Source organism: Methylocystis sp. MJC1 (genome assembly GCF_026427715.1).
Taxonomy (GTDB): Bacteria; Pseudomonadota; Alphaproteobacteria; order Rhizobiales; family Beijerinckiaceae; genus Methylocystis.
In genome coordinates this window covers 3,549,841-3,576,282 of record NZ_CP107558.1, presented here as the reverse complement: position 1 = coordinate 3,576,282, position 26,442 = coordinate 3,549,841, and the positions used below count along the sequence as shown (strand labels likewise).

Genomic DNA, 26,442 nt, shown 5'->3' with positions numbered 1-26,442 from the left:
CTTAAGGGACGATCTCGACCAGCCCCTTTGCAAAGCGCTGGCTGTTTTCGACATAATGCTTGGCGGACTCGAGAAACTTCTCTCGCGAATCGGCGTCGAGAACCCGAATGACCTTGGCCGGCGCGCCGACGATCAGCGAATTATCCGGAAATTCCTTGCCCTCCGTCACCAGCGCATTGGCGCCGACAAGGCAGTTGGCGCCGATCTTGGCGCCGTTGAGAATCGTCGCGCCCATGCCGATGAGGCTGTTGTCGCCGATCGTGCAGCCATGCAGGACGACATTGTGGCCGATAGTGCAGTCTGCGCCGATCGTCAGCGGAAAGCCCATGTCGGTGTGGAGGATGCTGTTGTCCTGGATATTGGTGCGGGCACCGATCGTGATCCATTCATTGTCGCCGCGCAGCACGCAGTTGAACCAGACATTGGCGTCTTCCTGCAGCTCGACGCGGCCGATGAGATGCGCGCCGGGCGCAACGAAATAGCGTCCCTCGGCGGGCAGGCGCGGCGCGACGCCGTCGAGCGTGTAAAGCGGCATTCAGTTTCTCCTACAAGGCTTGAGCGCGCCGGACATTGCCATTTCCGGGCGCGCGCGAAAAGCTGCGACGGCCAATGGATGGCGTGGGCTTGGCGCAAGAAAGCGCAATCGCGTCCGGTCGAATCTCGGAAAATAGTGTATAAACCGTTGCGCGCGCTTCTCTCTCAGCCATGGAGCGGGCAGTTTGCCGGTTAGATTTCGCGCCATGTCAGGCGCGCCGGCGAATGGAGGATGCGACCTGGACGGCGGCTCTTGGGACCGGATGCGGATGTCGGGCGTATTGGCGGCGGCCAACGCCGTCGCGCGCTCCGCCGCAACCCCCTATCATATTGTCAAGTCGAGGGCGATCGCGCCGCCGGAGCGGCTGCGAATCGCGCCGCCTGACATTCGTACGGCCGATCCCACTGTCGCCGACGAAATCTACGCGGGTTATTTCTCCTTCGCCGGCAAAACGCTGCAAAGCTACGGCGAGTCGCCCTTCGCGCTCATGCCGCCGTCGCCCGCCTGGCGACGGGCGCTGGCGGGATTTTCCTGGCTGAGACATTTGCGCGCCGCCGACAAGACGCTGGCGCAGGAGAACGCGCGCGCCCTCGTTGCCGATTTTCTCGCGATCAAAAAGCTGCCGCCGGACGATCCGGCGTTGGAGCCCGCGGTGGCGGCGCGCCGTCTTCTCTCCTTCCTGGCGCAGTCGCCCGTGCTGCTCGAAGGGGCCGACGCCGAATTCTACGACGCCTTCATGCTGTCGCTGGCCCAGAGCGCCCGGCTGCTTTGGCGCGCGCTGGCGACCGGCCAGGCTCAGGCGGCCGATCGCGCGCTTTCCGCGATCGCCCTGGCCGAGTTCGCGGTCTGCGCCGACACGGGCCGCAAGATCGCGCCGCAGGTGTCGCATGCGCTTTCTGCAGAGCTCGACCGCCAGATTTTGGGCGACGGCGGCCATGTCAGCCGCAATCCGCAGATCTTGGTCGATCTGCTCCTCGATCTTCTGCCGTTGCGCCAGGTGCTCGCGGCGCGCGGGCTGCAGACGCCGCCCGCCATGCTGCGCGCGATAGACCGCATGATGCCGACCTTGCGCATGCTGCAGCATGGCGACGGTTCGCTGGCGCTCTTCAACGGCATGGGGGCGACGGAGCTCGACCGCCTCGCGAGCGTGCTCGCCAATGAGGACACGCGCGGCGCGGCGCCCCTGAAGGCGCCTTACGCAGGCTATCAGCGGCTCGAAGCGGCGGATGCGGTCGTTCTGGTCGACGCCGGCGCTGCCCCGCCGCCCGAATTTTCGCTCGTCTCCAATGCGGGCTGCCTGTCCTTCGAGTATTCGCTCGGGACCGAGCGGGTCGTGGTGAATTGCGGCGCGCCGGCGCCGCCCCATGAGGATCTGCGCGAGCTTGCGCGCGCCACCGCCGCCCATTCAACGCTCGTCATCGGCGACCGCTCCTCCGCGCGCATCGCCAGCAAGGACGCCGGGCGCTGGCGCGCCGGCCGGCTTTTCGAGGGGCCGCGCCATGTCACGGTCGAGCGCAGCGACGGGCCGTTCGGGACGACGCTTTTGCTCACCCATGATGGCTACGCCAAATCATTCGGCTTCATTCACGAGCGCGAGTTGATCCTCGCGGCCGACGGGTCTGCGCTGGCGGGCAGGGACAGGCTGCTCGGCGTCGAAGCCGGCGGCCTCGGGCCGGGCGAGCTGGAATTTACGATCCGCTTCCACCTCCACCCGCGCGTGCGCGCCGTAGAGCTCTCGGAGGCGATCGAATTACAGCTCGCGAATGGCGAGACGCTCATTTTCGAGGTCGAGGGCGCCTTTCCCGCCATCGAGGAAAGCATATTTTTCGCCTCGCCCGGCGGCGCGCGCAAATGCGCCCAGATCGTGCTGCGCGGAAAGGCCGCGCCTGGCGCCGAAGTGAGCTGGTCCTTCCAGCGCGCGGGATGAGGGGCGTTGAATTAGGACCGCGCGCCTTCGGGCGCGCAGCGAGCGAGCCAAAGGCTCGCGGTCCAAAGCGCGGGGGCCAAGGTTCCGCGACTTAAGGATGTGTGATAAGCGCGGCGTAAATTCCCTTTAGGAAGGACATCCATCCCATGCCGGTCGATCAGCGTAAAGTCGCGCGCGCGCTTCTCTCCGTCTCCGACAAGACGGGCCTCGTCGAATTCGCGCGCGCCCTCGCGGGCCATGGGGTCGAGCTTGTCTCCACCGGCGGCACGCGCAAGGCGTTGGCGGACGCGGGCCTTGCGGTGAAGGATATTTCCGACCTCACCCATTTTCCCGAGATGATGGACGGGCGGCTCAAGACGCTGCATCCCAAGGTCCATGGCGGGTTGCTCGCGATACGCGAGAATCCCGAGCATGAGGCGGCCATGCTTGCGCATGACATCCGCCCGATCGATCTTCTCGTCGTCAATCTCTATCCCTTTGAAGCGACGCTCGCCAAAGGCGCGCCTTTCGAGGAATGCGTCGAGAACATCGACATCGGCGGGCCGGCGATGATCCGCGCGGCCTCCAAGAATCACGACGACGTCGCCGTTGTGGTCGATCCCGCCGACTACGCCGCCATGGTGGAAGAGTTGAAGGCGACCGAAGGCGCGACGACCCGCGCGACGCGCCGGCGCCTTGCGCAAAAGGCCTTTGCTCGCACGGCCGCCTATGACGCGGCGATCTCCAACTGGCTGGCGCAAGAACTCGGCGAGGCTTCGCCGCCGGTTCGCGCCTTTGGCGGCAAGCTCTCCGAGCCCATGCGCTATGGCGAGAACCCGCACCAGTCGGCGGGCTTTTATCTCACCGGCGAAGCTCGGCCCGGCGTCGCGACGGCGCGGCAGGTTCAGGGCAAGCAGCTCTCCTACAACAACATCAACGACACCGACGCCGCCTTCGAATGCGTCGCGGAATTCGATCCTGCGCGCACGGCCGCCGTCGTCATCGTGAAGCACGCCAATCCTTGCGGCGTCGCGGAGGGCGCTTCGCTCGAAGACGCCTATGTGAAGGCGCTGCGCTGCGATCCTACTTCGGCCTATGGCGGCATTGTCGCCCTGAACCGCAAGCTCGATGCGCAGGCGGCGCGCGAGATCGTGAAGATCTTCACCGAAGTGATCATCGCTCCCGACGCTGAGCAGGAGGCGATCGAGATCGTCGCGGCGAAGAAGAATCTGCGGCTGCTGCTGACGGGCGGACTGCCCGATCCCCGCGCGCGCGGTCTCGCCTTCCGCAGCGTCGCGGGCGGCTTTTTGGCGCAGTCGCGCGACAACGCCGTGGTCGACGACATGGATGTGAAGGTCGTCACCAAGCGCGCGCCGAGCGAAAAGGAACTCGCCGATCTGAAATTTGCCTACCGCGTCGTTAAGCATGTGAAGTCCAACGCCATTGTGTATGCGCGGGATCTTGCCACGGTCGGCATTGGCGCGGGGCAGATGTCGCGCGTCGACAGCTCGCGCATCGCCGCGCATAAGGCCGGCGAGGCGGCGCAGGCGGCGGGGCTCGCCGAGAGCTTGGCGAAAGGCGCGGTCGTCGCCTCGGACGCATTCTTCCCCTTCCCGGACGGGTTGCTCGCGGCGGTGGCGGCTGGCGCGACGGCGGCCATTCAGCCGGGCGGCTCGGTCAATGACAAGGATGTCATCGCCGCCGCCGACGAGAAGGGCATCGCCATGGTGTTCACCGGCGTGCGCCACTTCCGGCACTAGTTCGCATTCCGTAAAGGATGGCGCGAATTCTTGGCGCTCGCGCGATTCCGTGCGAGCGGGACGCGCGTTAGGGTGGCGCTCCGCAAATCTTTCCGGAGTTCGCGTATGCGTCGCGCTTTGACCCTGTCACTTTGTTTTGCCCTGGCCGGCGTGTTCCTGTCTGGGGACGCGCTGGCGAAATCGCGCAAGCGGGCGCCCGCGCCGCCGCCTGCCGTCGTCGAAAGCAACGACTTTCCGATTCCGCTGCCCAAGGAGCTGACGTCGAACCTGGACTGGCTCAACGACGGAGCAGGCGACCCGGCCACCGGCAATCTGCAGCCGAACGCGCACGCCAACGACAATTATTTTCTCGAGCAACAGGATTTTCGTAGAAACGATCCGACGCGCTTCACCGAGATGGGCACGATCTTCGACAACTGGTGGTAATCGCGGCGATCCGGGCCGGCGCCCGCCGGCCCTTGTCGCTTTCCTCATACGCCGAGCTCAGCACACCTGAACCTGACGGTAGCCGACGAAATAGCCGTGACGATAAACCGGGCGGCTCTCATAATAGCAGCTCTCGCTCTCCGCAAGGGCGCCGGCAACGAGGCCAAGAGCAACCGCGCCCGCCGCGCCGGCCGCATAGGGGCCCCAGCCATAGCCGTGGTGATGCCAGTAATAAGCCGAGGCCGGCGTGGCGCTGGCGATCGAGCCGGCGACGACAGTGGCGGCGATCGCGGCGGCGAGGGATTTCTTTGATTTGAACATGACGCTCTCCTCTTTGTTTTCGCAGTCTCGCTGCGAATGGAGAGAGACTAGACGGCTTCGCGCTTGGGCGCCGTGCGTCCTCGCACATGACAAAATTCAGCCGGCGCACGCCTGGACCGCGAGCCTTCAGGCTCGCTCAGCAGCATGCGAGCCCGAAGGCTCGCGGTCCATGAAGTCACGCCTCGCTTTGCGCGAGGAGCTTTTGCTGATGGTCCGTGGTCAGCGCGTCGAATATTTCGTCGAATTCGCCTTCCATCACGCGATCGAGCTTGTACAGCGTTAGATTGATGCGATGGTCCGTGACGCGCCCTTGCGGAAAGTTATAAGTGCGAATTCTCTCCGAGCGGTCGCCTGAGCCGACTTGCGCCTTGCGGTCGTCGGAGCGCTCCTTGTCGAGCCGCTGCCGCTCGGCGTCGTAGAGGCGCGAGCGTAGCACGTTCATCGCCTTCGCTCTGTTGCGGTGCTGCGAACGCTCCTCCTGCATCATCACGACGATGCCGGACGGGATATGCGTGATGCGAATGGCGGATTCCGTCTTGTTGACGTGCTGGCCGCCGGCGCCTTGCGCGCGCATCGTGTCGATCTGCAAATCCCTCTCGTCGATGTCGAGATCGACCTCCTCCGCCTGTGGCAGCACGGCGACCGTGGCGGCGGAGGTATGAATGCGGCCCTGCGTTTCCGTCTCCGGCACGCGCTGCACGCGATGCACGCCGGATTCAAATTTCAGCCTTCCATAGACGCCGCGGCCCGTGATCTCGGCGACAATTTCCTTGAAGCCGCCGAGCGCGCCCGGGCTCTCCGAAATAAGCTCCACGCGCCAGCCTTTCAGCGCGGCGAATTTCTGATAGGCGCGGAAGAGATCGCCTGCGAAAAGCGCGGCCTCGTCGCCGCCCGTGCCGGCGCGCACTTCGAGGATGACGCCCTTTTCATCGGCTTCGTCCTTCGGCAGCAAGGCGAATTGCAGCGTTTGCTCGGCGGCTGCGAGTCTCTCGCGCGCCTCATCCACTTCCGCCTCGGCGAGCGCGCGCATGTCGGCGTCGAGCGACGCGTCTGCGAGCATCGCCGCAAGATCATTCGCCTCGCGTTCGGCGGCGCGATAGGCGCGGATCGCCTCGACCACCTCGTCGAGCGTCGCACGCTCGCGCGAGAGCGCGACAAAGGCCTGTCCGTCGGCGCCGCTGGAAAGCTTTTCGCCGATCTCCTCATAGCGGCGCAGAATGAGATCGAGCTTGTCTTGTGCGAACATTGCGAATTTCGGTGTCGGAGTGGAATCGTCAAGTAAAGGCGACGCGCGCCGCTACAGCGGCACGCCGCGCGCGACGGCATAGTCGCGCAGCTTCTCGCGCACGGAGGGCGCGCCGTCGTCGGAGGCGAGCAGGGTCGCGAGATAAACCTGCGCCTCGTCGACATCGAGGCTGAGGATCGTCGACTTTACCGGGCCGATGGCCGCCGGCGCCATGGAAAGCGAGCGATAACCAATGGCGATCAGCGCCAGCGCCTCGAGCGGACGTCCGCCCATCTCGCCGCAGAGCGTCACCGGCGTTCCAGCGCGCCGGCCGGCGTCGGCGACGCGCTCCAGCGCACGCAGCACCGGCGCGGAGAGGTTGTCGTAACGCTTCGAGACGCGCGTATTATCGCGGTCGGCGGCGTACATATACTGCACGAGATCGTTCGAGCCGACCGACAGAAAATCCGCGCGCGCGGCGATGAGGTCGAGCTCCCAGAGGAGCGAGGGCACCTCCACCATGGCGCCGAGCTTGAGCGTGCGGGGCTCGGGATAGCGATGGCGGCGCAAATGCTCCAACTCGCGTAGCGCAATGGCTTTCGCCGCCTCGAATTCCGAGACGTTCGCGATCATCGGGAACATGATGCGCAAATCTCGTCCGGCGCCGGCCTTGAGCATGGCGCGCAGCTGCATGCGCAAGAGGCCCGGGCGGTCGAGACCGATTCGGATCGCGCGCCAGCCGAGCGCCGGGTTCTCCTCCTCGATCTTCGCCATATAGGGAAGGACCTTGTCGGAGCCGATGTCGAGCGTGCGGAACGTCACCGGGCGATTTGGCACGGCGTCGAGCACGCCTTTGTAAAAGCGATACTGCTCGTCCATCCGCGGGAAGCGCGACGCGAGCATGAATTGCAATTCCGTGCGAAACAGCCCGATCGATTGCGCGCCTGTGTCGTGGACATGCGGCACGTCGATGGCGAGGCCGGCGTTCATATGCAGCGCGATCTCGACGCCGTCCTTGCTGATCGCCGGCACGTCGCGCAGCTTGGCGTATTGCTCCTGGCGCCTCGCGCGCAGCCGCGCCTTTTCGGCGTAGGCGTTCTGCACGTCCGGCTGCGGACGCACATGCACCTCGCCGGTCGAACCGTCGACGATGATCGGATCGCCCGTCTCGGCGAGGTCGATGATCCCCCGCACGAGGCCCACGGTCGCGACGCCGAGCGCGCGCGCCACGATGGCGACATGGCTCGACGGGCCGCCTTCCTCCAGAACGAGGCCGCGCAGCCGCGCCCGGTCGTAATCGAGCAGCGCCGCCGGCCCCATGGTGCGGGCGACGATGATGGCGTTGTCCGGCACGCTCTCCCGGTCGGCGACATAGCTCTGGCCGGTCAGCTGGTGCAGCAGGCGGTTGGCGATGTCGTCGAGATCGTGCAGCCTATCGCGCAGATAGGGATCGGTCTGGCGCTGCATGCGGGCGCGGGCGTCGTTCTGCACGCGCTCCACCGCCGCTTCCGCCGTCAGGCCGGATTTCACCGCCTCGCGCAGGCGACGCACCCAGCCCTGGTCATAGGCGACCATGCGGACGGTCTCCAACACGTCGCGGTGCTCGCCGGCGCCCATGCGGTCGCCATGGGCGACGAGCTCGTCGATCGAGGCGCGCATGGCGTCGACTGCCTGCTCCAGCCTGCTCAATTCGCGCGAAAGATCTTCCGCGACGAGCTGCTTCACGACGACGCGCGGCTCGTGCAGCAGCACATGGCCGAGCCCGACGCCCTCGCACATGGGGGCGCCTCGCAGCGAGGCCGGGCGATACAGCGCGAGGTCGCGCGGGTCCTGGATCGCCTGCAGCTCGCCCGAGGCGATGAGCTCGGCGAGCAGCATCGCGGTCGTCTGGAGCGCCTCGACCTCCTCCTCGGAATAAACCCTGCGGACCTTGTTCTGGACGACGAGGACGCCGAGCGTCGATCCGCCGCGCAGGATCGGCACGCCGAGGAAGGAGTGATAGGCTTCTTCGCCCGTCTCCGGCTTATAGGCGAAGGCGGGGTGGTCCTGCGCCTCGGAGAGGGCGAGCGGCTCCGCACTCCTGGCAATAAGGCCGACGAGGCCCTCGCCCGCATGCATGGTCGTCTGGTGGACCGCCTCGCGGTTCAAGCCTTCGGTCGCATAGAGCTCCAGCCGCTGGTCCGCCCGCAGCACATAGACGGAACAGACCTCGGCGACCATATTCGCGGCAATCTGCACAACGATTTTGTCGAGACGCGCCTGCGCGCTCACCGACTCCGCGCTGATCTCGCGCAGTCGGCGCAGCAAAAGGCGGGGGCCGCCAAGGGCGCTACGCATCCGTTCCATTCCTATCCACAGCGCGCCGCCCGCGGCCGGAGCGTCGCGAAAAACTGCCGTTCACCTTTGTCGGAGATCCGCGCGCGCCGCGCTGCTGACATCCTCAAGCGTATATTTACGGCTTCCGCCGTCCGCAAGCGCAGCCGAATTTCCCTCGCAAAGACCATACCGCATTTTCGGCAAGCTTGAATCGACTTGCGGACGAGAGCCGAAGGCTCTACTGATTTTTCGGGCTTCTCAAGCCGCTCGGCGCGGCGCCGGCCTCGCCCGGAGGCGCATCGCGGACTGAGTTGCGTGGCGTCCAATATTCTGGCTTCCAGTAGGCGGGATGGCGGCGAGTTGCAAGTTTCGGCCGCGCAATCGTCTCGCCGTGGCCGCGATCCGAGCATAGCGAACCGCCCCTTCGAGCGACAGGCTCCACAGCCGAGAAGTGAATGTGCGTCTCCAAACGATTCTGATCGCCCTCTTTGGGTTCCTGGTCTCGACGACCGCCGCGTTTTCAGTCGAATCGGTGCGCGTGCCGCAGGGCGCGCGGGCGATTGACCTGACCCATGTGGTGGAAAAGCATTATTCGCAAAGCGACCGCCTGCAAGTTTCCACCGCGCCGGGCTCGGATGGCATTGTGCGCCGCATCGAAGTGGGCGCCAGGGAGGCTGGCAGCCGCCCGAACTGGATCGTCTTCGCCCTTACGAACGACACGGACGAGCAGATCGAGCGCCTGATTGTTGCGCCGCACTTTCGCCTGCAGGGCTCCGGCGTCATCTGGCCCGATCTCGGCTCGACGCGCATTTCCGCGATCACCGCGAGCCAGGGCTTCCCGCCGGAGGCCGAAGATTCCGCCGACGCCGACGTCTTCCGCCTGACGCTCGATCCGGGCACGACCGTCACTTATGTGGCGGAGCTGCGCACGCCCAACCTGCCGCAGCTCTATTTGTGGGAGCCCGACGCCTATAAGGACAAGGTGACGAGCCTGACGCTCTACAAGGGCATCGTCATCGGCATCGCCGGCCTGCTGGCGCTCTTCCTCACCATCGTCTTCGTGGTGAAGGGGGCCGTCATTTTCCCGGCGGCGGCGGCGCTCGCCTGGGCCGTGCTGGCCTATGTCTGCATCGACTTCGGCTTCTGGGACAAGATTTTCGGCTCGGACGCCAATGCCGACCGCATCTGGCGCGCCGGCGCCGAGACCGTGCTGTCGGCGACGCTGGTCGTCTTTCTGTTCGCCTATCTCAATCTCAATCGCTGGCATGTGCGCGCCTGGCATGTCGCGGCGCTGTGGCTGCTGATTCTGCTCGATCTCGCCGGGCTCGCCGTCTTCGACGCCCCCGTGGCGGCAGGCGTCGCGCGCATCTCTCTGGCGACCGTCGCGGTCGTCGGCTTCGTGCTGGTGCTTTATCTCGCCTCGCACGGTTTCGACCGCGCCATCATGCTGATCCCCACCTGGTTCCTGCTCGTCGTCTGGGTGGCGACGGCGGGCTTCGCCGTCGCCGGCTGGATGACGAACGACCTCGTGTCGCCCGCGCTTGTCGGCGGCCTCGTGCTCATCGTCATGCTCATCGGCTTCACGGTGATGCAAAACGCCTTTGCCACAGGCGGACTCTCCCATGGCGCCATCAGCGACGTCGAGCGCAAGGCGCTGGCGATGACCGGCGCCAATGAAATCGTCTTCGATTGGGACGTGCCGTCCGACCATATTTACGTCAGCCCCGAGGCGGAGGCCGCGCTTGGCCTCGACCGCGGCGGTCTGGAGGGCGCCGCCTCTTCCTGGCTCGACCTTCTGCACCCCTTTGAGCAGGACCGCTACCGCGCCTGCCTCGACGCGCTGCTGGAGCAGCGCCGGGGCCGCATCAATCAGGAGTTCCGCCTGCGCGGCGCCGACGGCCATTATCTTGCCTATCGGCTGCGGGCGCGGCCCGTGGTCGGGCCGGATGGCGAAGTCATTCGCGTCGTCGGCACGCTGACCGACGTCACCGATGAGCGCAACGCCCAGGAGCGCCTGCTGCACGACGCGGTGCACGACAATCTGACCGGCCTGCCCAATCGCGAGCTGTTCTTCGACCGTCTCGAAGCGGCGCTGGTGTTCGCGCGCATGGAGAAGGACGTGCGCCCGACGGTGCTCGTCATCGACATCGACCGCTTCAAGCAGATCAACGAGCAGGTCGGCATCGCCATGGGCGACAGCATCCTGCTCACCGTCGCGCATCGCCTCACGCGCCTGCTGCAGCCGCAGGACACGCTGGCGCGGCTGCATGGCGACGCATTCGCGATCATCCTCGCCTCCGAGACGCACGCCGACCATGTGATTACGCTCGCCGACTCGGTGCGCCGCTCGCTGGCGACGCCGGTGCGTTTCACGGATCGCGAGATCGCGCTTTTCGCCTCCATCGGCATCGCGCTCTACGACCAGCAAATTCACCCCGGCGCCGACGACATGCTGGAGGACGCCGAGATCGCCATGCGGCACGCCAAGCGCACGGGCGGCAATCGCATCGAGGTTTTCCGTCCCTCTATGCGCGCGCAACGCTCCGACCGTCTGACGCTCGAAGCCGATATGCGCCGCGCGTTGGAGCGCGGCGAGGTGAAGGTCTTCTTTCAGCCGATCGTGCGGCTGGAAGACCGCACCATCGCCGGTTTCGAGGCGCTGCTGCGCTGGGACCATCCGCGCCTCGGCCGCCTGGAGCCCGGCCAATTCATACCGATCGCCGAGCAGACCGGCCTCATCATCGACATGGGCCTGCTCGCCCTGGAGCGCACGGCGCGCGAGCTTGCCGCCTGGCAGCGCGCGCTGGCGGTCGATCCGCCGATCTTCGCTTCGGTGAACGTCTCCTCGCGCCAGCTTCTGCGTCACGATCTCCTGCGCGACGTCAAAAGCGTGCTGATGCATCACGACATTGTGAAGGGCAGCCTGAAGCTGGAGCTCACCGAGAGCTTGGTGATGGAGAACCCCGAATATGCCGCGCAAATGCTGGCGCGCATCAAGGAGCTCGGGGCAGGGCTGTCGCTCGACGATTTCGGCACGGGCTATTCGTCGCTCTCTTATCTGCAGCGCTTCCCCTTCGATACGATCAAGATCGACCGCTCCTTCGTCAAACAGAGCGGCAAGGGCGCGCGCCCCGTCATCCTCCGCTCGATCATCGCGCTGGCGCATGATCTCGGCATGGATGTCGTCGCGGAGGGCGCGGAGACCGAGGCCGACGCGATCGAACTTTATCAGCTCGGCTGCGGCTATGCGCAGGGCTACGCCTTTGGGCGCCCGATCAGCGCGCAGGAAGCCCGCCGTCTCGTGGGCGCAGCGCCGGAGGCGGCGTAGCATCGGAGAGGCCTATGGCGGCGCGGCTGGAGTTCTGGTTCGAATTCGCGAGCACCTACTCGTATCTCGCGGCGGAGGAGATCGAGGAAAAAGCCCGGGCGGCTAATGTCGAGGTGATTTGGCGACCGTTCCTGTTGGGGCCGATTTTTGCCGGCCAGGGTTGGTCGGACTCGCCTTTTAATCTCTATCCGGCCAAGGGCGCCTATATGTGGCGCGACATGGAGCGGCTCTGCGAGAGAAAAGGGATCGCTTGGCGGCGTCCGAGCGTTTTCCCGCGCAGCGGTCTTCTGGCGGCGCGCGTGGCGGTCGCTCTCGAAGGGACGGACCGTTTGGCCCCCTTCGCTCGGGCGGTTTACCGCGCGAATTTCGCGCAGGACCGCGACATAAGCGACCCGGCAGTCCTCGAAGAAGCGCTGCGCAGTCTTTCCTTTGAGGCGGAAGAACTGCTTCGGCGCGGGACAGAGGACGACATCAAGGTTCGGCTGAGGGCGAATACGGACGAGGCCATCCGCCGGGGCGTTTTCGGCGCGCCCAGCTTCTTCGTGAAGGATGAGCTATTTTGGGGCGGCGACCGCTTGGATCAGGCGCTGGAGATGGCGGCTGCCGGATGAGCGCTCGTCGAGGGTCGTGAGCGGGTAACGCCCAGAGTGACACCTTCATGTCGCTGCCCGCGTCATGGCGGGGCTTGTCCCGGCCACCCACGCCACGCAAATGACAGCTCAAGCTGGGCATACATCTCTTCGGAGTTGGAGCCTCCAAAGCCCTGCATCTATCCATAGTGATAACGCGTCTTGTTGGGTTGTGCGCCTGGGCGTGGGTGGCCGGGACAAGCCCGGCCATGAAGGCTCGGAAAGATTGCCGTTAACCCGATTTGCTCTCGCGGCAGAGCCCCTCGCGCCGCCGCCCCGAACGCGGTAGGTTGCACCGCTTCGTATTTCCCCGTCATTGCGAGCGAAGCGAAGCAATCCAGAGCCGTAATGCGGTTGTGGATTGCTTCGTCGGCTTCGCCTCCTCGCAATGACGGCTGTAGGCCCGCATTGCGACATGACAAAAAAGCCTGCCACGCATTCCCTGCCCGTTGAAGAACTGTCGCTCGCGCAGGCGCGCGCCGAACATGCGAGCCTCGGCGAAGACATCGCCCGCTATGACCGCGCTTATTATCAGGAAGACGCGCCGCTCGTTCCCGACGCCGACTATGACGCGGCGCGCCGCCGCTACGAAGCGCTGGAAAAAGCCTTTCCCGAGCTCGTCTCTGAGGAGTCGCTGACGAAAAAAGTCGGCGCCAAGCCCAGCGAAAAATTTGCGAAAGTGAAGCACGCCGTGCCGATGCTCTCGCTCGGCAATGTGTTTTCGGATGAGGAGGTCCGCGACTTCGTCGCGCGCGTGCGTCGCTTTCTCGGCCTCTCCGAGACGTCGCCCATCACCTGCACCGCCGAGCCGAAAATCGACGGCCTCTCCTGCTCGCTGCGTTACGAGCGCGGCCATCTGGTGCAGGCGGCGACGCGTGGCGACGGCTATGAGGGCGAGGACGTCACGGCCAATATCCGCACCTTGAAGGAAGTGCCGCAGCGCCTGCACGACGGCGCGCCAGAGGTGCTGGAGGTGCGCGGCGAAGTCTATATGACGCATGCGGCCTTTGCCGCGCTCAACGAGCGCCAGAGAGCGGCGGGCAAGCAGATCTTCGCCAATCCCCGCAATGCGGCGGCAGGCTCGCTGCGCCAGCTCGATTCGCGGATCACCGCCGAACGGCCGTTGCATTTCTTCGCTTACGGCTGGGGTGAGGTGAGCGCCTTGCCGGCCAGAACGCAATGGGGCGTGCTGCAGGCCTTCAACGCCTATGGGCTGAAGATCAATCCGCGCACCCGGCTTTGCGACAGCGTCGAGGAGATGGTGGCGCATTATCACGCGATCGAAGCGGATCGCGCCACGCTCGGCTATGACATCGACGGCGTCGTCTACAAGGTCGACGACATTGCGCTGCAGGAGCGGCTCGGCTTTGTCTCTCGGGCGCCGCGCTGGGCGGTGGCGCATAAATTCCCGGCCGAGCGCGCGACGACCATTCTGCGCGACATCGAGATAAATGTGGGCCGCACCGGCGCGCTGACGCCCGTCGCGCGGCTGGAGCCGGTGACAGTCGGCGGCGTCGTCGTGTCGAACGCCACGCTCCACAACGAGGATGAGATCGCCCGCAAGGACATCCGCATCGGCGACACGGTCATCGTGCAGCGCGCCGGCGACGTCATCCCGCAGATCGTAGAGGTAGTGGCTGACAAACGCCCGCATGGCGCGAAGCCTTACGAATTCCCGCAAGTCTGCCCGCGCTGCGGCTCGGCGGCGCTGCGTGAGATCGATGAAAAGACCGGCGAGGCGGATGTCGTGCGCCGCTGCACGGGCTCGCTGGTCTGTCCGGCGCAGGCGGTCGAGCGGCTGAAACATTTCGCCTCGCGCAACGCCTTCGACATCGAGGGGCTGGGCGACAAGCAGATCGAATATTTCTTCGCCGAAGGCCTGATCAAAACGCCCTCGGATATTTTCACGCTCGAAGAGCGCGATCGAAAGAGCCTCACCAGGATCAAGAATCGCGAGGGCTTCGGCGAGACCTCGGTGCGCAATCTCTTCGCGGCCATCGAGGCGCGGCGGGTCATCCCGATCAATCGTTTCCTCTTTGCGTTGGGCATCCGCCATGTGGGCGAGACCAATGCGCGCCGCCTCGCCCGACACTTCGGCGATTTTGCATCTCTGCGCGAGACGGCGCGCGACGCTGTGCCCGGCACGGAGGCGCGCGCCCGCATCGATTGCATCGACGGCATCGGCCCGGTGGTCGCCGAGGCTTTGCACGACTTTTTTGCCGAGCCGCATAATGAGAAGGAGCTCGACGCTCTGCTCGAGCAGGTGACGATCGAACCGATGCCGCAGGTCGCGTCGTCCTCGCCTGTGGCCGGCAAGACGGTGGTCTTCACCGGCTCGCTGGAGCGCCTTACCCGCGACGAGGCCAAGGCCCAGGCCGAGCGCTTCGGCGCGAAGGTCGCGGCGTCCGTGTCCAAGAAAACCGACTTGGTGGTGGCGGGGCCCGGAGCCGGCTCGAAGCTCGCGAAGGCGCAGGAGCTCGGCATCGAGGTGATTACGGAAGACGAGTGGTTCAAGCGGACGGGGCAGGAGTAGTCGCCCTAATGAGTCTCTTGGGCCGGGGCCGTGTCATTCCAGACGGGCCGTAGGCCCGATCTGGAATCCAGGGCAACCTCCGCTATGCTGGCTCTGGATTCCCGATCACTTCGCTGACGCGAAGCGTCGGGAATGACGTCCCCACCGAGGGTTGAAGAGTCTCACGCGAGTGCATCGCGTAGCAGAAGCGCGATGTGCTCAAGGGGACTGGGCAAGGGGTACGCCACGATGGCGACCGTCATTCCAGACGGGCCGTAGGCCCGATCTGGAATCCAGGGCAACGCCCGCTACTTTGGCTCTGGATTCCCGATCACTTCGCTGACGCGAAGCGTCGGGAATGACGTCCCGACCGAGGGTTGAAGAAGCCTCACGCGAGCGCGTCGCGCAGCAGCAGCGCGATGTGCCGGGCTTTCCGGCCGCTGCCGTGCTCGATCTGGTGACGGCAGGAGAAGCCGTTGGCGATCAGCGGCGTGTCTTCCGACGCGGCGCGCACCGCCGGCAGTAGCGACTGCTCGGCCATCGCCATGGAGGCCTCGTAATGCTCGGCCTCCAGGCCGAAGCTTCCCGCCATGCCGCAGCAGCTCGAGTCGATCACCTCGAAGGAAAAGCCCGGTATCCAGCTCAACACCTTGCGCGTCGCCTTCATCACGCCGAAGGCTTTCTGGTGGCAATGGCCGTGCAGCAGCGCCTTGGGCAAATCCAGCGGTTTCAGCTCCAGCCGCAGGCCGTTGTTTTGATGCTCGCGGGCCAGAAATTCCTCGAAGAGGTAAAGCTGCTTGCCGAGATCGCCGACCTCGGGCCCCAGTCCCAGGCTGTAAAGCTCGTCGCGCAAGGAGAGAAGGCAGGACGGCTCCAGCCCGATGATCGGCGTCTTGGCCGCAATCGCGCCTCGGAAGGCGGCGAGAACGCGGCTGGCTTCGCCCTTCGCCTTATCCGCCATGCCGGTCGTGAGATAGGTGCGACCGCAGCAGAGCGGCCGGTTGGGCTCGGCGTCGGTCGGCGCGGGTCTGGCGAAGCGCACGCTGTAGCCCGCGTGTTCCAGCACCGCGACGGCGGCCTCGGCGATCTCGGGGTCGAAGTGATGGCAGAAAGTGTCGACGAACAGAATGACGTCGCCGCGCGCGCCCGCGCTTGCCGCTTTGGCGGGAGTAAAGGGTTTCACCGCCAGCTCCGGAAGCGGGCGGCGCGCCGTGATCCCGAGCCGTCTCTCCGCAAATTTGGCGAGCGCCGAGAAACGATTGCGCAGGCGGATGGCGAAGCCCAGCACAGCGCGATGCCGGCCGGTCCATTCCGGCACGCCGCCGAAGAGCCGCGTGCGCAACGGAACCCCCGTGATGGCGTGGCGCTGGGCGAGATATTCCGTCTTGATCAGCGTCATATCGACGGCGCTGGGGCATTCCTTCTTGCAGGCCTTGCAGGAGACGCACAAATCCATCGCTTCCGCGAGGCGCGGATCCGCGAAGGCGCGCTCATTGGCGGGGTCGTTGAGGGCGGCCTTGAAGGCCGCGACGCGCGCTTCGGTGGAATGTTTGGGGTCGCCGGTGATGCGGTAGCTCGGGCACATGACGCCCTTGCCGGCTTTCTGACAATCGCGGCTGTGCATGCACACAGCGACAGCCTTGGCGTAATTGCCGCCCGTGGCCGGGATGCCCGAATAGGCGTCGCCAATGCCGTAGGTGTCGTAAGCCGACCAATCGAGAAAGGTTTTCATGCCGGGTCCATTTCCGGCAGCAAAAAGCAAAATCGGGGCCGCTGATGGGGAAACTCACAAAAGCGTTACTTTGGCTTTGGGTTCCCGGTCGGGCTGTCAGCCCGCCGGGAATGACACGGCCCTAAGCGCGTTATTCAAAGGCTCAAACGGCCTTGGTCCCCGGCGTCTCGCCCTTCTGGTAGGCCGTGCCGAAGACATAGTCCCACCAGATCGCATGCACGCCGAAACCCTTCTCGGCGTCGCGGAAATGGTGAAGCATATGCAGGCGCTTCACCAATTTGCCGAAATCGGAGGTCGGCTGGCCGTGATGCGTCCAGTAATGCACGCAGTCATAGGCCACATAGCCGGCCATGAAGCCTGCGAGCACCGGCCAGGCGAAGGTCGCGCCGAAGATCAGCCGGATGATCGTCAGCGCGATGAGCATGATCGGCGCGGAGAGCAGCGGCGGCATGACGAGCCGCAGCGGGTCGCTCGGATAGATGTGATGCACGCCGTGGATCAGGAACTGGAAGCGCGGTCCGAAGCCGAAAGGCAGCGGAAACACCGTGTGGAAGAGATAGCGGTGGCCGAAATATTCGGTCAGCGTCCAGGCGACATAGCCGATCACGAGGCCGAGCAGAACGAGCCCTGCGCCCTGCAGCGACAAGGAATAGAAGAGCAGGCCCAGAATGATCGGCGTGTAGATGATCACGGGCGTGAGGTGATGCACGCGCGAGAAACGGTCGAGAAGGTCGTTCTCGAAAATGCGCGGCGAGGCGTCCAGCGCTTCTGTGCGTGTGTCCTGCGTCATGATTTTACTCCGCCGGGGCAGCGATCTGCTGCGCCGCTTGCGTGACATTTACCGACCGCGTGCCGAGCGAATAGGTCGGATCGAAGATGAAGGTGACGAGCAGCGCAAACCAGGAGCGGTGGCAGCGCAGCGTGTCGTAGAACTCCGGCGCCATGGCCGTGAGCTCCGGCAGGCGGTTCCAGGGAATCTCATGAAAGTCGTGATGCTCGTTGTGATAGCCGATATTGAGCGCGAGCTTGTTGAGCGGGCCGTAATAATCGAATGTGCCCTGATCGGGCCCGAAGGCGAAATGCTCCTGCAGCCAGCGCGCACTCAATGGATGCAGCCCGCCAACCGAAAACCAGAAGGAGAGGAACAGATAGAGCAAGGCGTTGGGGCCGAAGGCCCAGAGCATGAAGAGATCGAAGGCGATGATGACCGCGATGTTGATATAGGTCCATTTGCCCATGATCGGCACGGTGCCCTTCAGCCGCGACAGGCGCGCGAGCTGGATGGCGGGAAAGGCAAAAAGCCAGGCGGCCTTGCGCCAAGCGCTATTGCCGACCCACTCCACTTCCCACTGGCTCGGCACGTCGGCGTCATAGTCATAGGCCGAGAGATGCGAGTGGTGCTTGATGTGATAGCAGCGGAAGCCCATCGCCGTGGGGAAGCCATTGGGGAGATCGGCGAGGATCGCCGTCCATTTATTGGCGAGCGGGTCCTCGAAGACGCAATTATGAATCGCGTCGTGGATGATGACGAAATTCGCGTGGTTCGCGAAGGCGCCGACGCAGATCGCCAGCAGCAGCGACAGCCACCAATAGGAGAACCCGAGCCAGCCCATGACGGCCGCGATCACGAATTGGCCCGCGAAGATGCCGGCCGTGATCTTGAAGGTCACTGGGTCTCTGCCGAAAAGCTCGCGCACCTGCGGATATTTTTCCAAGATCAAGCGGCGGCGCTCGACATGCGAGCGGTCGGCGCCCTGGGCGGTGACCGAAATGCCGTTCATGGATCACGTTTCCTTCAGTTGGAAGCGGAGCAATCGGGTGGATAGTAACTGGCGTCGTTAGCCCTCCAATACCTCCCCTTTACGGGGAGGTCGGCGGATGCAGGCAAGTCTACGCAGCCTGCGTAAACTTAGCTGCGGGGCCGCCGGGTGGGGTTCACGCCGCAATGACTCTGATGGGGCTTTACCCCACCCGACCCCGCTTGCGCGGGGCCACCCTCCCCGTAAAGGGGAGGGATTGGCTCACGCCCGACGCCCCCACTGGAACCTGAACTCAACCGATACGCTTCTCATAAATCCGGTGAACCTTGTCGATCTTGCCGCCGAACATTTCGATCGGCTTGCGCATCGCCATATTGTCTTCGAGCACCCAGCCCGCCTCCATTTGGGTGACCGAGGCCTTGGCGCCGCGGCGACGCATCTCCTCGATCATGGAGAGCAGAATGGCGCCGCCCGTCGCGCTGTTTTGCAGCGCCTTGCGCGTGCCGAGCAGCACGACGCGCGCGGCGTCGAACTTGTGGTTGCGCATGCGCGAGATCAGCTTCGGCAGGCCGAAGGGGAACAAGCGGCCGTCGAAGTCGGAGACGATCTCGAAGAGATTGGGAAGCGCGACCAAGAAGCTCACCGGCTCGCCGTCGAGTTCCACCATGACGCCGAATTCCGGCGGCATGACATATTTCAAAGCGTCGGCGGTCGAATCAAATTCCGCCTTGGTGAAGGGCACGAAGCCCCAGTTATCGCGCCAGCCGTCGTTGAAGAGCTCTTCCATCAGCGCTGTCTCGGTCGTCTTCAGATTGTCGAGATCGAGCGGGCGAAGCTTCAAACGGTCTCGCCATTCCTTGCGGTTCGAGATGAGGGGCTTTTCATTGAGGAACGTCTCGTCGATGGCTATGCGATAGGAGACGAGGTCCTTGGCCTTCTCATAGCCGAGCGCCGCGAAATGGCGCGAGAGATAGGGCGGATGCCAGGGCGTGAGGAACATGGGCGTCGCCTCGAAGCCCTCGATCAGCATGCCGACTTCGCCGTTAATCGTCGGCGAGAAGGGGCCGTTGATCCGCGTCGCGCCCTTCGCCTTCAGCCAATTCTCCGCGGCCTCGACGAGTGCGCGCACGACTTCCAGGTCGTCGACGGCGTCGAGCGCGCCGAATTGCGCCGGGCTCGCGGCGACGGGCGTGATCCCTTCCTTATAGACATGCGCGGCAATGCGGCCGACCCATTCGCCGTCGCGGCGGGCGAGGAATTTCTGATCCTCGACCAGCTTGTAATGGGGGTTGAGCATATGGGCGAAGAGCGTCCAGCGCTCGATGTCGAGCGGCGGCGCGAAACCCGGCGCGCCCTTGTAGAGAAGGCGCGGCAGCTTGCAGAAGGTCGTGAACGTCGAGAGCCCAGCGACCGGTACGATCTCGATTCGCGCCATGCTTGATTCCTTATGCCTTTGCGGGGGAACGCGGAAAGCGTCATGATGACGCGCCCGCGCTGTCGTATCAGGCGGCGGCGCCGGACATGGCGGCGGCCACGATGCGCTGCGCCTCCTCCGACACAGGCGGCGTATCCCGCAATGCCTTTATGACGCCGCGGATTTCAGCCTCCGTATGGTTCGCCGAAAAGAAGAAGCGCAGGCGCGGTCCGTCCTTGGGCACGCCGACTCGCACGACCGGCGGCACGTAATAGCCCTTTTCGAGCAGATGCCGCGCCGCCCACATGGTCTCGAGATCGTTCTCGAAAAGGATCGGCACCACGCCGCGGCCGATCGCCGGGCCGGTGGAGAAGCCGTTCTCATGCGCGACCTGGCGGAAGAGCTCGGCGTTCTGCGCGAGCTTGCCGATGCGCCAGGTTTCCTCCTGCATCAGCCGCAAGGCGGTGCGGGCCGCTGCGAGAATGACCGGCGAGAAACCGACGCTATAAACAAAGCCCGGCAGCGTGTAGCGGAACCACTCGATCACTTCCTTCTTGGCGCAGATATAGCCGCCGCAGGAGGCGAGCGATTTGGAGAGCGTGCCGATGATGAGGTCGATGCGCTGCGGATCGACGCCCTGATGCTCGGCAAGTCCGCGGCCGTGATCGCCCAGAACGCCGAGCGAATGGGCTTCGTCGACCATCAGCCAGATTTGATATTTGTCCTTGATTTCGTAAAGGCGCGGCAGATCGGCGGTGTCGCCGTCCATGCTGTAGACGCCTTCGACCACCACGAGCACGTTGCGATATTCCTCGCGATGGCGCGCCAGCAGATGGTCGAGATGATCCATGTCGTTGTGGCGGAACTTGATGACATGGGCCGGCGCGCCCTCCGCGCCATAGACGATGCTGTTGTGGGCGAGCTCGTCGATGAAGATCGCGTCGCGCTTGCCGTTCATCAGATAGGAAATGGTGGTGACGTTCGAGAGATAGCCGGAGACGAGCGCCAGCGCGCTCTCCATGCCGATGAATTCGGCGATCTCCGCCTCGAACTGCTTATGTGTGGTGCGTTCGCCGCCCACGAGACGCGAGGCGAGCGCCCCGACGCCGAGTCCGTCGACCTCGCGCTTGGCTTCCTCGCGGATGCGCGGGTGATTGGCGAGGCCGAGATAGTCGTAATTCGCGAAGCTGACGAAATGCGTCCCCTGCGCTTCGAAGTCCGCCTTGAGCTTGTCGATCTGCGCGAAGAAGGGGTTGTTGAACTCGAGCAGGGCGTTGCCCGCGAAGCGGAATCTCCGCGAGGCATAGTCGGGGAGGCTTCTGTGTCTCGTCACTGAATTCGCAGTCCCTGAATGGCCGGGCGCGGCCGCGCGCGCTTGCTTTTCCCGAAGAATCAAGGCGCCCTGAGCCCTCAGGGCGCCCGGAAGTTGATCGGGTCCCTTAGCACCCTCCTCGGCCTCGCGCCAGTGCGCCTGCGCTCAGGGCAGGCGGGCAGGAAAGCGCGAGCGCGCCTATGGCGCTTGCGCCCGGCTTTCTCTATTGGCTTTGCTCATGGAAATGAGCCCGCATCGCCCCCATGCAGATGTCCGTTCGGCCCTCCGGCTGACCGTGGAGAATCTCGCCGTCTCCCGCGGCGGCCGGCCCGTGCTGGCCGATGTCAGCTTCGCCCTTTCGGGCGGCGAGGCGCTGGTGGTGACGGGCCGCAACGGCGCCGGGAAATCGACTCTGCTGCGCACGCTCGCGGGCCTTTTGCCGCGCGCGGCCGGCGAGATGCGGTTGGAGGGCGCCGGCGAGGAGGCCGAATTGCCCCAGCAGGCGCATTATCTCGCGCATGCCGATGGGATGAAGGCGGCGCTCTCCCTCGAAGAAAATCTCGAATTCTGGTCGGCCTATCTCGCGCCCGCGCCCGATCCGCGCGCCCGAGCGATTTCAGAGGCGCTTGCCACCGTCGGCCTCTTATTCGCGTCGCGCGCCCCATTCGGCGCGCTCTCGGCGGGTCAGAAGCGCCGCGCCGCGCTCGCAAGGCTCCTCGTGGCGTTCCGCCCGGTGTGGCTCCTCGACGAGCCGCTGACCGCGCTCGACAGAGCCTCGCGGGAAAAATTCGCCGCCGTCATGCGCGATCACTGCGCCAAGGGCGGCCTCATCATCGCCGCAACCCATGAGCCGCTGGGGCTCGAGGAAGCTGGCGAACTTGCTTTGGGAGGCGCGAAATGACCTCGCCGATCGGAGCGCTCTTCCTGCGCGAATGGCGCATCGCCCGCCGCGTCGGCGGCTCGGGGGCCATGGGGGTGGTGTTCTTCCTCACCCTCGTGACCATCGTCCCCTTCGCCGTGGGGCCGGACCCGAACCTCCTCGCCCGCATCGGCCCGGCGATCCTGTGGATCGCGGCGCTGCTCGCGAGCCTGCTCGCCTTCGATCGGCTGTTTCAGGCGGACGCCGAGGACGGCTCGCTCGACCTCCTGCATCTGGGCGAGACGCCGCTGGAGCTGGCCGTGCTGGTGAAATGCGCCGCGCATTGGGCCGCGACCGGGCTCCCGCTCATCATCGCAGCGCCCTTTCTGGGGCTGATGCTGCAGCAGGAGACGATGGCGCTGGCGGGCGTGGTCGCGACGCTCTTAGTGGGCACCCCGGCGCTGACCCTCATCGGCGCCATCGGCGCGGCGGCGACGGTCACCGTACGGCGCGGCGGTCTGCTGATGGCGCTGCTGGTGCTGCCGCTGACGATTCCCGTGCTGATCTTCGGCGTCTCGGCCTGCGAGGCGGCGACGGGCGGGACGGTGCCTTTCTTTTCGCCCTTCGCAATCCTCTGCGCCATCACGCTGGTTGCGCTGGCACTCTGCCCCTTCGCGGCGGCGGCGGCTTTGCGGCATTTGGGGGAATAGGGACGACTGCCGTCATTGCGAGGAGCGCAGCGACGAAGCAATCCAGGAGCCCCGATGCGGCTCTGGATTGCTTCGCTACGCTCGCAATGACGGACCTGCTGTCATTGCCACATCACGGCTATCGCCACTCCGCCGCCCGCTTTTCCAGAAACGCCGCAATCCCCTCTTTCGCGTCCGCGGCGAGCATATTCTCCACCATCACGGCGCTTGCGAGATCATAGGCCTCGGCGAGCGGCTTCTCGCGCTGGGCGTAAAACGCCTTCTTGCCGAAGCGGATCGCCTCCGGCGACTTCGCCGCGACCAGCTCGGCGAGCGCCCGCGCGCCCGTGCGCGCGCCGTCCTGCGAGACGCGGTTGACGAGCCCGATGCGCAGCGCCGCCTCCGCGCCGATAGGGAAGCCGGTGAGCAGCATTTCCAAGGCGTGTTTCGGCGCGAGATTGCGGGAGAGCGCCACGGCGGGCGTCGAGCAGAACAGGCCGATGTCGACGCCCGGCGTGCAGAAGCGCGCGTTTGGGCCGGCGACGGCGAGATCGCAGCTCGCGACGAGCTGGCAGCCCGCCGCAGTCGCCATTTCGTCGACGGCGGCGATAACGGGTTTCGGCAGGGCGACAACCTTTTGCATCAGCGCCGAGCAGGCGCGCATCGTCTCGTCGAAGAATTCACGCCCGCCGTCCGGGTCATTGCGGTGCGCCGTCAGCTCCTTGAGATCGTGACCGGCGCAGAAGGCCGGGCCCTCGGCCTGCAGCACCACGACCCGGATGTCGCCGCGCTTCTCAAGGGCGTCGAGCCGCTCCGACAGCGCCTGCAGCATCGCTATCGACAAAGCGTTGCGCGACGCCGGCTTGTTGAGCGTCAGTCGCGCGACATGCCCCGCCTCTTCCAGGAGAACGAATTCACTGCTGTCGGCTTCTGCGGTCATGGGTGAGGGCTCTCCTGAAACGTCCAGATTAAAAATAGAGCGGCCGGAAACTTTCGTCTCCAGCCGCTTTCCTCTTGATCAGTAAAGCCCGCCCGTGCCGCTGCCGACCTGTTGGTCGACGTCATGCGGCGTATTGAGCTGGCGGGGGCCGCCTTCGCCGCCGCCAGAGTAGGAATCGGGCGGCGCGGTGCCCGGCTTGAACGGCCAGAGCTCGCCGCCGCTCGCGGTGCGCAGGCCCGTGCTCGGATTGACCGAGATCAGCTTGATGCCCGGCGGCACGCGGAAGGGCGTGTCCGGCTTGTCCTTGAGGGCGACCGTCATGAAGTCGCGGAAGATCGGCGCGGCGAAGAGCGCGGCCTGGGCGTGGCTGCCCATGGAGCGCGGGCGGTCGTAGCCGATATAGACGCCGACGGCGAGGTCGGGCGAGAAGCCCACGAACCAGAGGTCCTTCGCCTCGTTGGTCGTGCCGGTCTTGCCGGCGAGATGCTTGCCAACGGATTTGATCGACACGCCCGTGCCGCGCTGGATCACGCCTTCCATGATGTTGGTGATCTGATAGGCGGTGAGCGGGTCGAGCACCTGCTCGCGCTTGTCGATCAGCTTGGGCTCATTCTGATTGTCCCACTTGGCCGCGTCGCAACCCAGGCACTGGCGCTCGTCGTGGCGGAAGATGGTCTTGCCCCAGCGGTCCTGCACGCGGTCGATCAGCGTCGGCTTGATCCGCTTGCCGCCATTCGCCAGCATCGAATAGCCGGTGACCATCTTGAGCAGCGTCGTCTCGCCGGCGCCGAGCGACAGCGAGAGATAGGGGCCCATGTCGTCGTAGATGCCGAAACGCTTGGCGTATTCGGCGATGAGCGGCATGCCGACGTCCTTGGCGAGACGCACCGTCATCATGTTCTTGGAGTGGACGACGCCGTAGTTCAGCGGATGCGCGCCGGTGCCGTGGCCGCCTTCGAAGTTCTCCGGCGTCCAATAGCTGCCATCCGCCTGCTGGATCGAGATCGGCTCGTCGAGGATCGACGAGGAGGGCGTATAGCCGTTGTCGAGCGCCGTCGCATAGACGAAGGGTTTGAAGGAGGAGCCCGGCTGGCGCAGCGCCTGGCTGGCGCGATTGAACTCCGACTGGTCGAAGGAGAAGCCGCCGACCATGGAGAAGACGCGGCCCGTATAGGGGTCCATCGCCACCATGGCGCCGGAGATCTCGGGGATCTGGCGCAGGCGGTAGTGACCCGGATTGCCGACCATGGGCTCGACATAGATCACGTCGCCGACGGTGAGCGTCCCGCGGGGTCCGCGGCCGGTCCAGCGCATGCCTTCGGTCGTGAGCAGGCCGGTCTCGCGTTCGCGCGCCACTTCGCCGGACGCTTCGCGGCCGGGCTGCAGGCCGACGCGGGCGCCGCCGTCGCTCATGTCGAGCACGACGGCGAGGCGCCAGGGCTTGATGTCGCCGAGCGCGGGAATGCCGGCGAGCGGGACGCCCCAGTCGGACGAGACGTCGATATGGTTCATGGCGCCGCGGAAGCCATGCGCCTCGTCGAAGCGCACGAGGCCGTCCGCCAGCGCCTTGCGGGTCCAGGCCTGCATCTTGGGGTCGAGCGTCGTGCGCACCGACAGGCCGCCCTCGTAAAGGCCCTTGTCCTTGTAGCGGTCGAGCAGTTCGCGGCGCACTTCCTCGGCGAAATAGCCGGCGACGTAAGTGTTGGGCGAGAGCGCGCGCGGATTGACGCCGAGCGGCTCCGCCTTGGCCTTGTCCGCCTCCAGATGCGTCACGACGCCATCGGCCTCCATGCGGTCGATGACATAGTTGCGGCGTTCGATCGCGCGGTCGCGATGCTGGAAGGGGTGATAATTGTTGGGGCCCTTGGGCAGCGCGGCGAGATAGGCGGCTTCGGCGAGCGTCAGCTCATTGACCGATTTGTTGAAGTAATTGAGCGCCGCCGCGGCGACGCCATAGTTGCCGAGGCCGAGGTAGATCTCATTGAGATAGAGCTCGAGGATGCGCTCCTTGGAATAGGCGGCCTCGATGCGGAACGAGATCAGCGCCTCGCGAATCTTGCGGTCGATCGAGCGCTCGTTGCCCACGAGGAAGTTCTTAGCGACCTGCTGCGTGATGGTCGAGGCGCCCTGCACATGCCGGCCGCCCTGCGCCAGCACGCCCAGGGCGCGCACGACGCCTTCAGGGTCGATGCCGTTATGGGTGTAGAAATTCTTGTCCTCAGCGGAGATGAAGGCCTGCTTCACGAGCGTCGGAATGGCGGAGCTCGGCAAAAACAGGCGCCGCTCGCGGGAGTATTCGGCCAGAATCGAGCCGTCATTGGCGTGGAGACGCGTCGTGACCGGGGGCTCGTAGTTTCGCAGCTGCGCCGTATCCGGCAGATCCTTGGAATAGTAATAGACCAGCGCGGAGGCCGCGACGGCGCCGATCAAAAAGACGATCGTGCCGGTCGCGAAGACAAAGCCTAGAAACCTTGCGAGAAGTCGCATGAAATTCTTCCTCTCAGCGGGCCGGGAAGCCCGTGGCTTTTCGCCTGACCTTATATGGCGCCGGCGCCCGCCCTTTCGCTAGGGCTGGCCGGCAAGCGCGCAATTCGGCGTTGTTCCGCCGCCACGCGCGCGATTAGCTTTTCTGGATGGGGCCCACTCGAAACGGAAATCACCCGTCAATTCGCCTCGTGGCGCGGCCGATGCTTTAGCATCGCCGACGCCCGCCGATCCAGTGGCTTTTGGCCGATCGTCGCGCCGCCGTCGTGGCCAGGCGTGAGCTCGCCGGTCTGT

The 26,442-nt window shown here is 65.3% G+C and carries 19 protein-coding genes; 8 read left to right on the top strand and 11 right to left on the bottom strand.

The window, feature by feature from the left end:
• Position 1: 1 nt before the first annotated feature.
• The gene (locus tag OGR47_RS17200) at positions 2–535 is read right to left on the bottom strand and encodes a gamma carbonic anhydrase family protein (protein WP_165052150.1); all 534 of its coding nucleotides are present in this window, start codon (positions 533–535) and stop codon (positions 2–4) included.
• Positions 536–803: 268 nt separating this feature from the next.
• On the opposite strand from OGR47_RS17200, the gene OGR47_RS17195 reads away from it, so the two are divergent.
• From OGR47_RS17195 to OGR47_RS17185, 3 genes are all read left to right on the top strand, one after another.
• Positions 804–2,462 (top strand): heparinase II/III family protein, encoded by a 1,659-nt coding sequence (locus OGR47_RS17195; RefSeq protein WP_267270092.1) that lies wholly within the window; start codon positions 804–806, stop codon positions 2,460–2,462.
• Between the two features lie 146 nt (positions 2,463–2,608).
• A complete protein-coding gene (purH, locus tag OGR47_RS17190) occupies positions 2,609–4,201 on the top strand; it encodes a bifunctional phosphoribosylaminoimidazolecarboxamide formyltransferase/IMP cyclohydrolase (RefSeq protein WP_165052153.1) in 1,593 nt (530 codons plus the stop codon).
• A gap of 105 nt (positions 4,202–4,306) precedes the next feature.
• Positions 4,307–4,627 carry a cellulose-binding protein gene (locus tag OGR47_RS17185; RefSeq protein WP_165052155.1) on the top strand — a complete coding sequence of 107 codons (321 nt, stop codon included), beginning with the start codon at positions 4,307–4,309 and terminating at the stop codon, positions 4,625–4,627.
• Between the two features lie 57 nt (positions 4,628–4,684).
• On the opposite strand, the gene OGR47_RS17180 is transcribed toward OGR47_RS17185, so the two are convergent.
• From OGR47_RS17180 to ptsP, 3 genes are all read right to left on the bottom strand, one after another.
• Positions 4,685–4,948, bottom strand: coding sequence for a hypothetical protein (locus OGR47_RS17180; RefSeq protein WP_165052157.1), 264 nt, complete (start codon positions 4,946–4,948; stop codon positions 4,685–4,687).
• 175 nt (positions 4,949–5,123) lie between these two features.
• The gene (prfA, locus tag OGR47_RS17175) at positions 5,124–6,194 is read right to left on the bottom strand and encodes a peptide chain release factor 1 (protein ID WP_165052159.1); all 1,071 of its coding nucleotides are present in this window, start codon (positions 6,192–6,194) and stop codon (positions 5,124–5,126) included.
• Positions 6,195–6,245: 51 nt separating this feature from the next.
• Positions 6,246–8,510 carry a phosphoenolpyruvate--protein phosphotransferase gene (ptsP, locus tag OGR47_RS17170; protein ID WP_165052161.1) on the bottom strand — a complete coding sequence of 755 codons (2,265 nt, stop codon included), beginning with the start codon at positions 8,508–8,510 and terminating at the stop codon, positions 6,246–6,248.
• 436 nt (positions 8,511–8,946) lie between these two features.
• Here ptsP and OGR47_RS17165 point away from each other — a divergent pair, with 436 nt between their 5' ends.
• The 3 genes from OGR47_RS17165 (at position 8,947) to ligA (ending at position 14,979) form a co-directional block, all read left to right on the top strand.
• A complete protein-coding gene (locus OGR47_RS17165; protein ID WP_165052163.1) occupies positions 8,947–11,817 on the top strand; it encodes an EAL domain-containing protein in 2,871 nt (956 codons plus the stop codon).
• 14 nt (positions 11,818–11,831) lie between these two features.
• Complete coding sequence (locus tag OGR47_RS17160) at positions 11,832–12,428, top strand: 2-hydroxychromene-2-carboxylate isomerase (RefSeq protein WP_165052166.1); 597 nt, start codon at positions 11,832–11,834, stop codon at positions 12,426–12,428.
• 433 nt (positions 12,429–12,861) lie between these two features.
• Positions 12,862–14,979: an NAD-dependent DNA ligase LigA gene (ligA, locus tag OGR47_RS17155; RefSeq protein ID WP_165052168.1), complete on the top strand. Its 2,118-nt coding sequence runs from the start codon at positions 12,862–12,864 to the stop codon at positions 14,977–14,979.
• Positions 14,980–15,346: 367 nt separating this feature from the next.
• On the opposite strand, the gene OGR47_RS17150 is transcribed toward ligA, so the two are convergent.
• The 5 genes from OGR47_RS17150 to OGR47_RS17130 form a co-directional block, all read right to left on the bottom strand.
• The gene (locus tag OGR47_RS17150) at positions 15,347–16,690 is read right to left on the bottom strand and encodes a (Fe-S)-binding protein (protein WP_165052170.1); all 1,344 of its coding nucleotides are present in this window, start codon (positions 16,688–16,690) and stop codon (positions 15,347–15,349) included.
• Positions 16,691–16,832: 142 nt separating this feature from the next.
• A complete protein-coding gene (locus tag OGR47_RS17145; protein WP_165052172.1) occupies positions 16,833–17,480 on the bottom strand; it encodes a sterol desaturase family protein in 648 nt (215 codons plus the stop codon).
• A gap of 4 nt (positions 17,481–17,484) precedes the next feature.
• Positions 17,485–18,471: a fatty acid desaturase gene (locus OGR47_RS17140; RefSeq protein ID WP_165052174.1), complete on the bottom strand. Its 987-nt coding sequence runs from the start codon at positions 18,469–18,471 to the stop codon at positions 17,485–17,487.
• A gap of 271 nt (positions 18,472–18,742) precedes the next feature.
• Complete coding sequence (locus OGR47_RS17135) at positions 18,743–19,885, bottom strand: hypothetical protein (RefSeq protein ID WP_165052177.1); 1,143 nt, start codon at positions 19,883–19,885, stop codon at positions 18,743–18,745.
• Positions 19,886–19,952: 67 nt separating this feature from the next.
• Positions 19,953–21,197, bottom strand: a complete 1,245-nt coding sequence (locus OGR47_RS17130) for an aminotransferase class I/II-fold pyridoxal phosphate-dependent enzyme (protein WP_165052179.1) — start codon at positions 21,195–21,197, stop codon at positions 19,953–19,955.
• A gap of 217 nt (positions 21,198–21,414) precedes the next feature.
• Between OGR47_RS17130 and ccmA the strand changes: the two genes are divergently transcribed.
• A complete protein-coding gene (gene ccmA / locus OGR47_RS17125; protein WP_165052182.1) occupies positions 21,415–22,077 on the top strand; it encodes a heme ABC exporter ATP-binding protein CcmA in 663 nt (220 codons plus the stop codon).
• Positions 22,074–22,745 (top strand): heme exporter protein CcmB, encoded by a 672-nt coding sequence (gene ccmB, locus OGR47_RS17120; RefSeq protein WP_165052185.1) that lies wholly within the window; start codon positions 22,074–22,076, stop codon positions 22,743–22,745. Before ccmA ends, ccmB begins: the two co-directional genes overlap by 4 nt.
• 118 nt (positions 22,746–22,863) lie before the next feature.
• Here ccmB and OGR47_RS17115 read toward each other — a convergent pair whose 3' ends face one another.
• Both OGR47_RS17115 and OGR47_RS17110 read right to left on the bottom strand, forming a co-directional pair.
• The gene (locus tag OGR47_RS17115; protein WP_165052187.1) at positions 22,864–23,664 is read right to left on the bottom strand and encodes an enoyl-CoA hydratase; all 801 of its coding nucleotides are present in this window, start codon (positions 23,662–23,664) and stop codon (positions 22,864–22,866) included.
• A 78-nt stretch (positions 23,665–23,742) separates the two neighbouring features.
• Positions 23,743–26,151 carry a penicillin-binding protein 1A gene (locus OGR47_RS17110; RefSeq protein ID WP_165052189.1) on the bottom strand — a complete coding sequence of 803 codons (2,409 nt, stop codon included), beginning with the start codon at positions 26,149–26,151 and terminating at the stop codon, positions 23,743–23,745.
• Positions 26,152–26,442: the final 291 nt, after the last annotated feature.

What these genes read in the sequence shown, in the direction of transcription:
- OGR47_RS17200 (WP_165052150.1), bottom strand. Translation starts at nt 535, where the DNA reads ATGCCGCTTTACACGCTCGACGGCGTCGCGCCGCGCCTGCCCGCCGAG.
- OGR47_RS17195 (WP_267270092.1), top strand. Translation starts at nt 804, where the DNA reads ATGTCGGGCGTATTGGCGGCGGCCAACGCCGTCGCGCGCTCCGCCGCA.
- purH (WP_165052153.1), top strand. Translation starts at nt 2,609, where the DNA reads ATGCCGGTCGATCAGCGTAAAGTCGCGCGCGCGCTTCTCTCCGTCTCC.
- OGR47_RS17185 (WP_165052155.1), top strand. Translation starts at nt 4,307, where the DNA reads ATGCGTCGCGCTTTGACCCTGTCACTTTGTTTTGCCCTGGCCGGCGTG.
- OGR47_RS17180 (WP_165052157.1), bottom strand. Translation starts at nt 4,948, where the DNA reads ATGTTCAAATCAAAGAAATCCCTCGCCGCCGCGATCGCCGCCACTGTC.
- prfA (WP_165052159.1), bottom strand. Translation starts at nt 6,194, where the DNA reads ATGTTCGCACAAGACAAGCTCGATCTCATTCTGCGCCGCTATGAGGAG.
- ptsP (WP_165052161.1), bottom strand. Translation starts at nt 8,510, where the DNA reads ATGCGTAGCGCCCTTGGCGGCCCCCGCCTTTTGCTGCGCCGACTGCGC.
- OGR47_RS17160 (WP_165052166.1), top strand. Translation starts at nt 11,832, where the DNA reads ATGGCGGCGCGGCTGGAGTTCTGGTTCGAATTCGCGAGCACCTACTCG.
- ligA (WP_165052168.1), top strand. Translation starts at nt 12,862, where the DNA reads ATGACAAAAAAGCCTGCCACGCATTCCCTGCCCGTTGAAGAACTGTCG.
- OGR47_RS17150 (WP_165052170.1), bottom strand. Translation starts at nt 16,690, where the DNA reads ATGAAAACCTTTCTCGATTGGTCGGCTTACGACACCTACGGCATTGGC.
- OGR47_RS17145 (WP_165052172.1), bottom strand. Translation starts at nt 17,480, where the DNA reads ATGACGCAGGACACACGCACAGAAGCGCTGGACGCCTCGCCGCGCATT.
- OGR47_RS17140 (WP_165052174.1), bottom strand. Translation starts at nt 18,471, where the DNA reads ATGAACGGCATTTCGGTCACCGCCCAGGGCGCCGACCGCTCGCATGTC.
- OGR47_RS17135 (WP_165052177.1), bottom strand. Translation starts at nt 19,885, where the DNA reads ATGGCGCGAATCGAGATCGTACCGGTCGCTGGGCTCTCGACGTTCACG.
- ccmA (WP_165052182.1), top strand. Translation starts at nt 21,415, where the DNA reads ATGGAAATGAGCCCGCATCGCCCCCATGCAGATGTCCGTTCGGCCCTC.
- ccmB (WP_165052185.1), top strand. Translation starts at nt 22,074, where the DNA reads ATGACCTCGCCGATCGGAGCGCTCTTCCTGCGCGAATGGCGCATCGCC.
- OGR47_RS17115 (WP_165052187.1), bottom strand. Translation starts at nt 23,664, where the DNA reads ATGACCGCAGAAGCCGACAGCAGTGAATTCGTTCTCCTGGAAGAGGCG.
- OGR47_RS17110 (WP_165052189.1), bottom strand. Translation starts at nt 26,151, where the DNA reads ATGCGACTTCTCGCAAGGTTTCTAGGCTTTGTCTTCGCGACCGGCACG.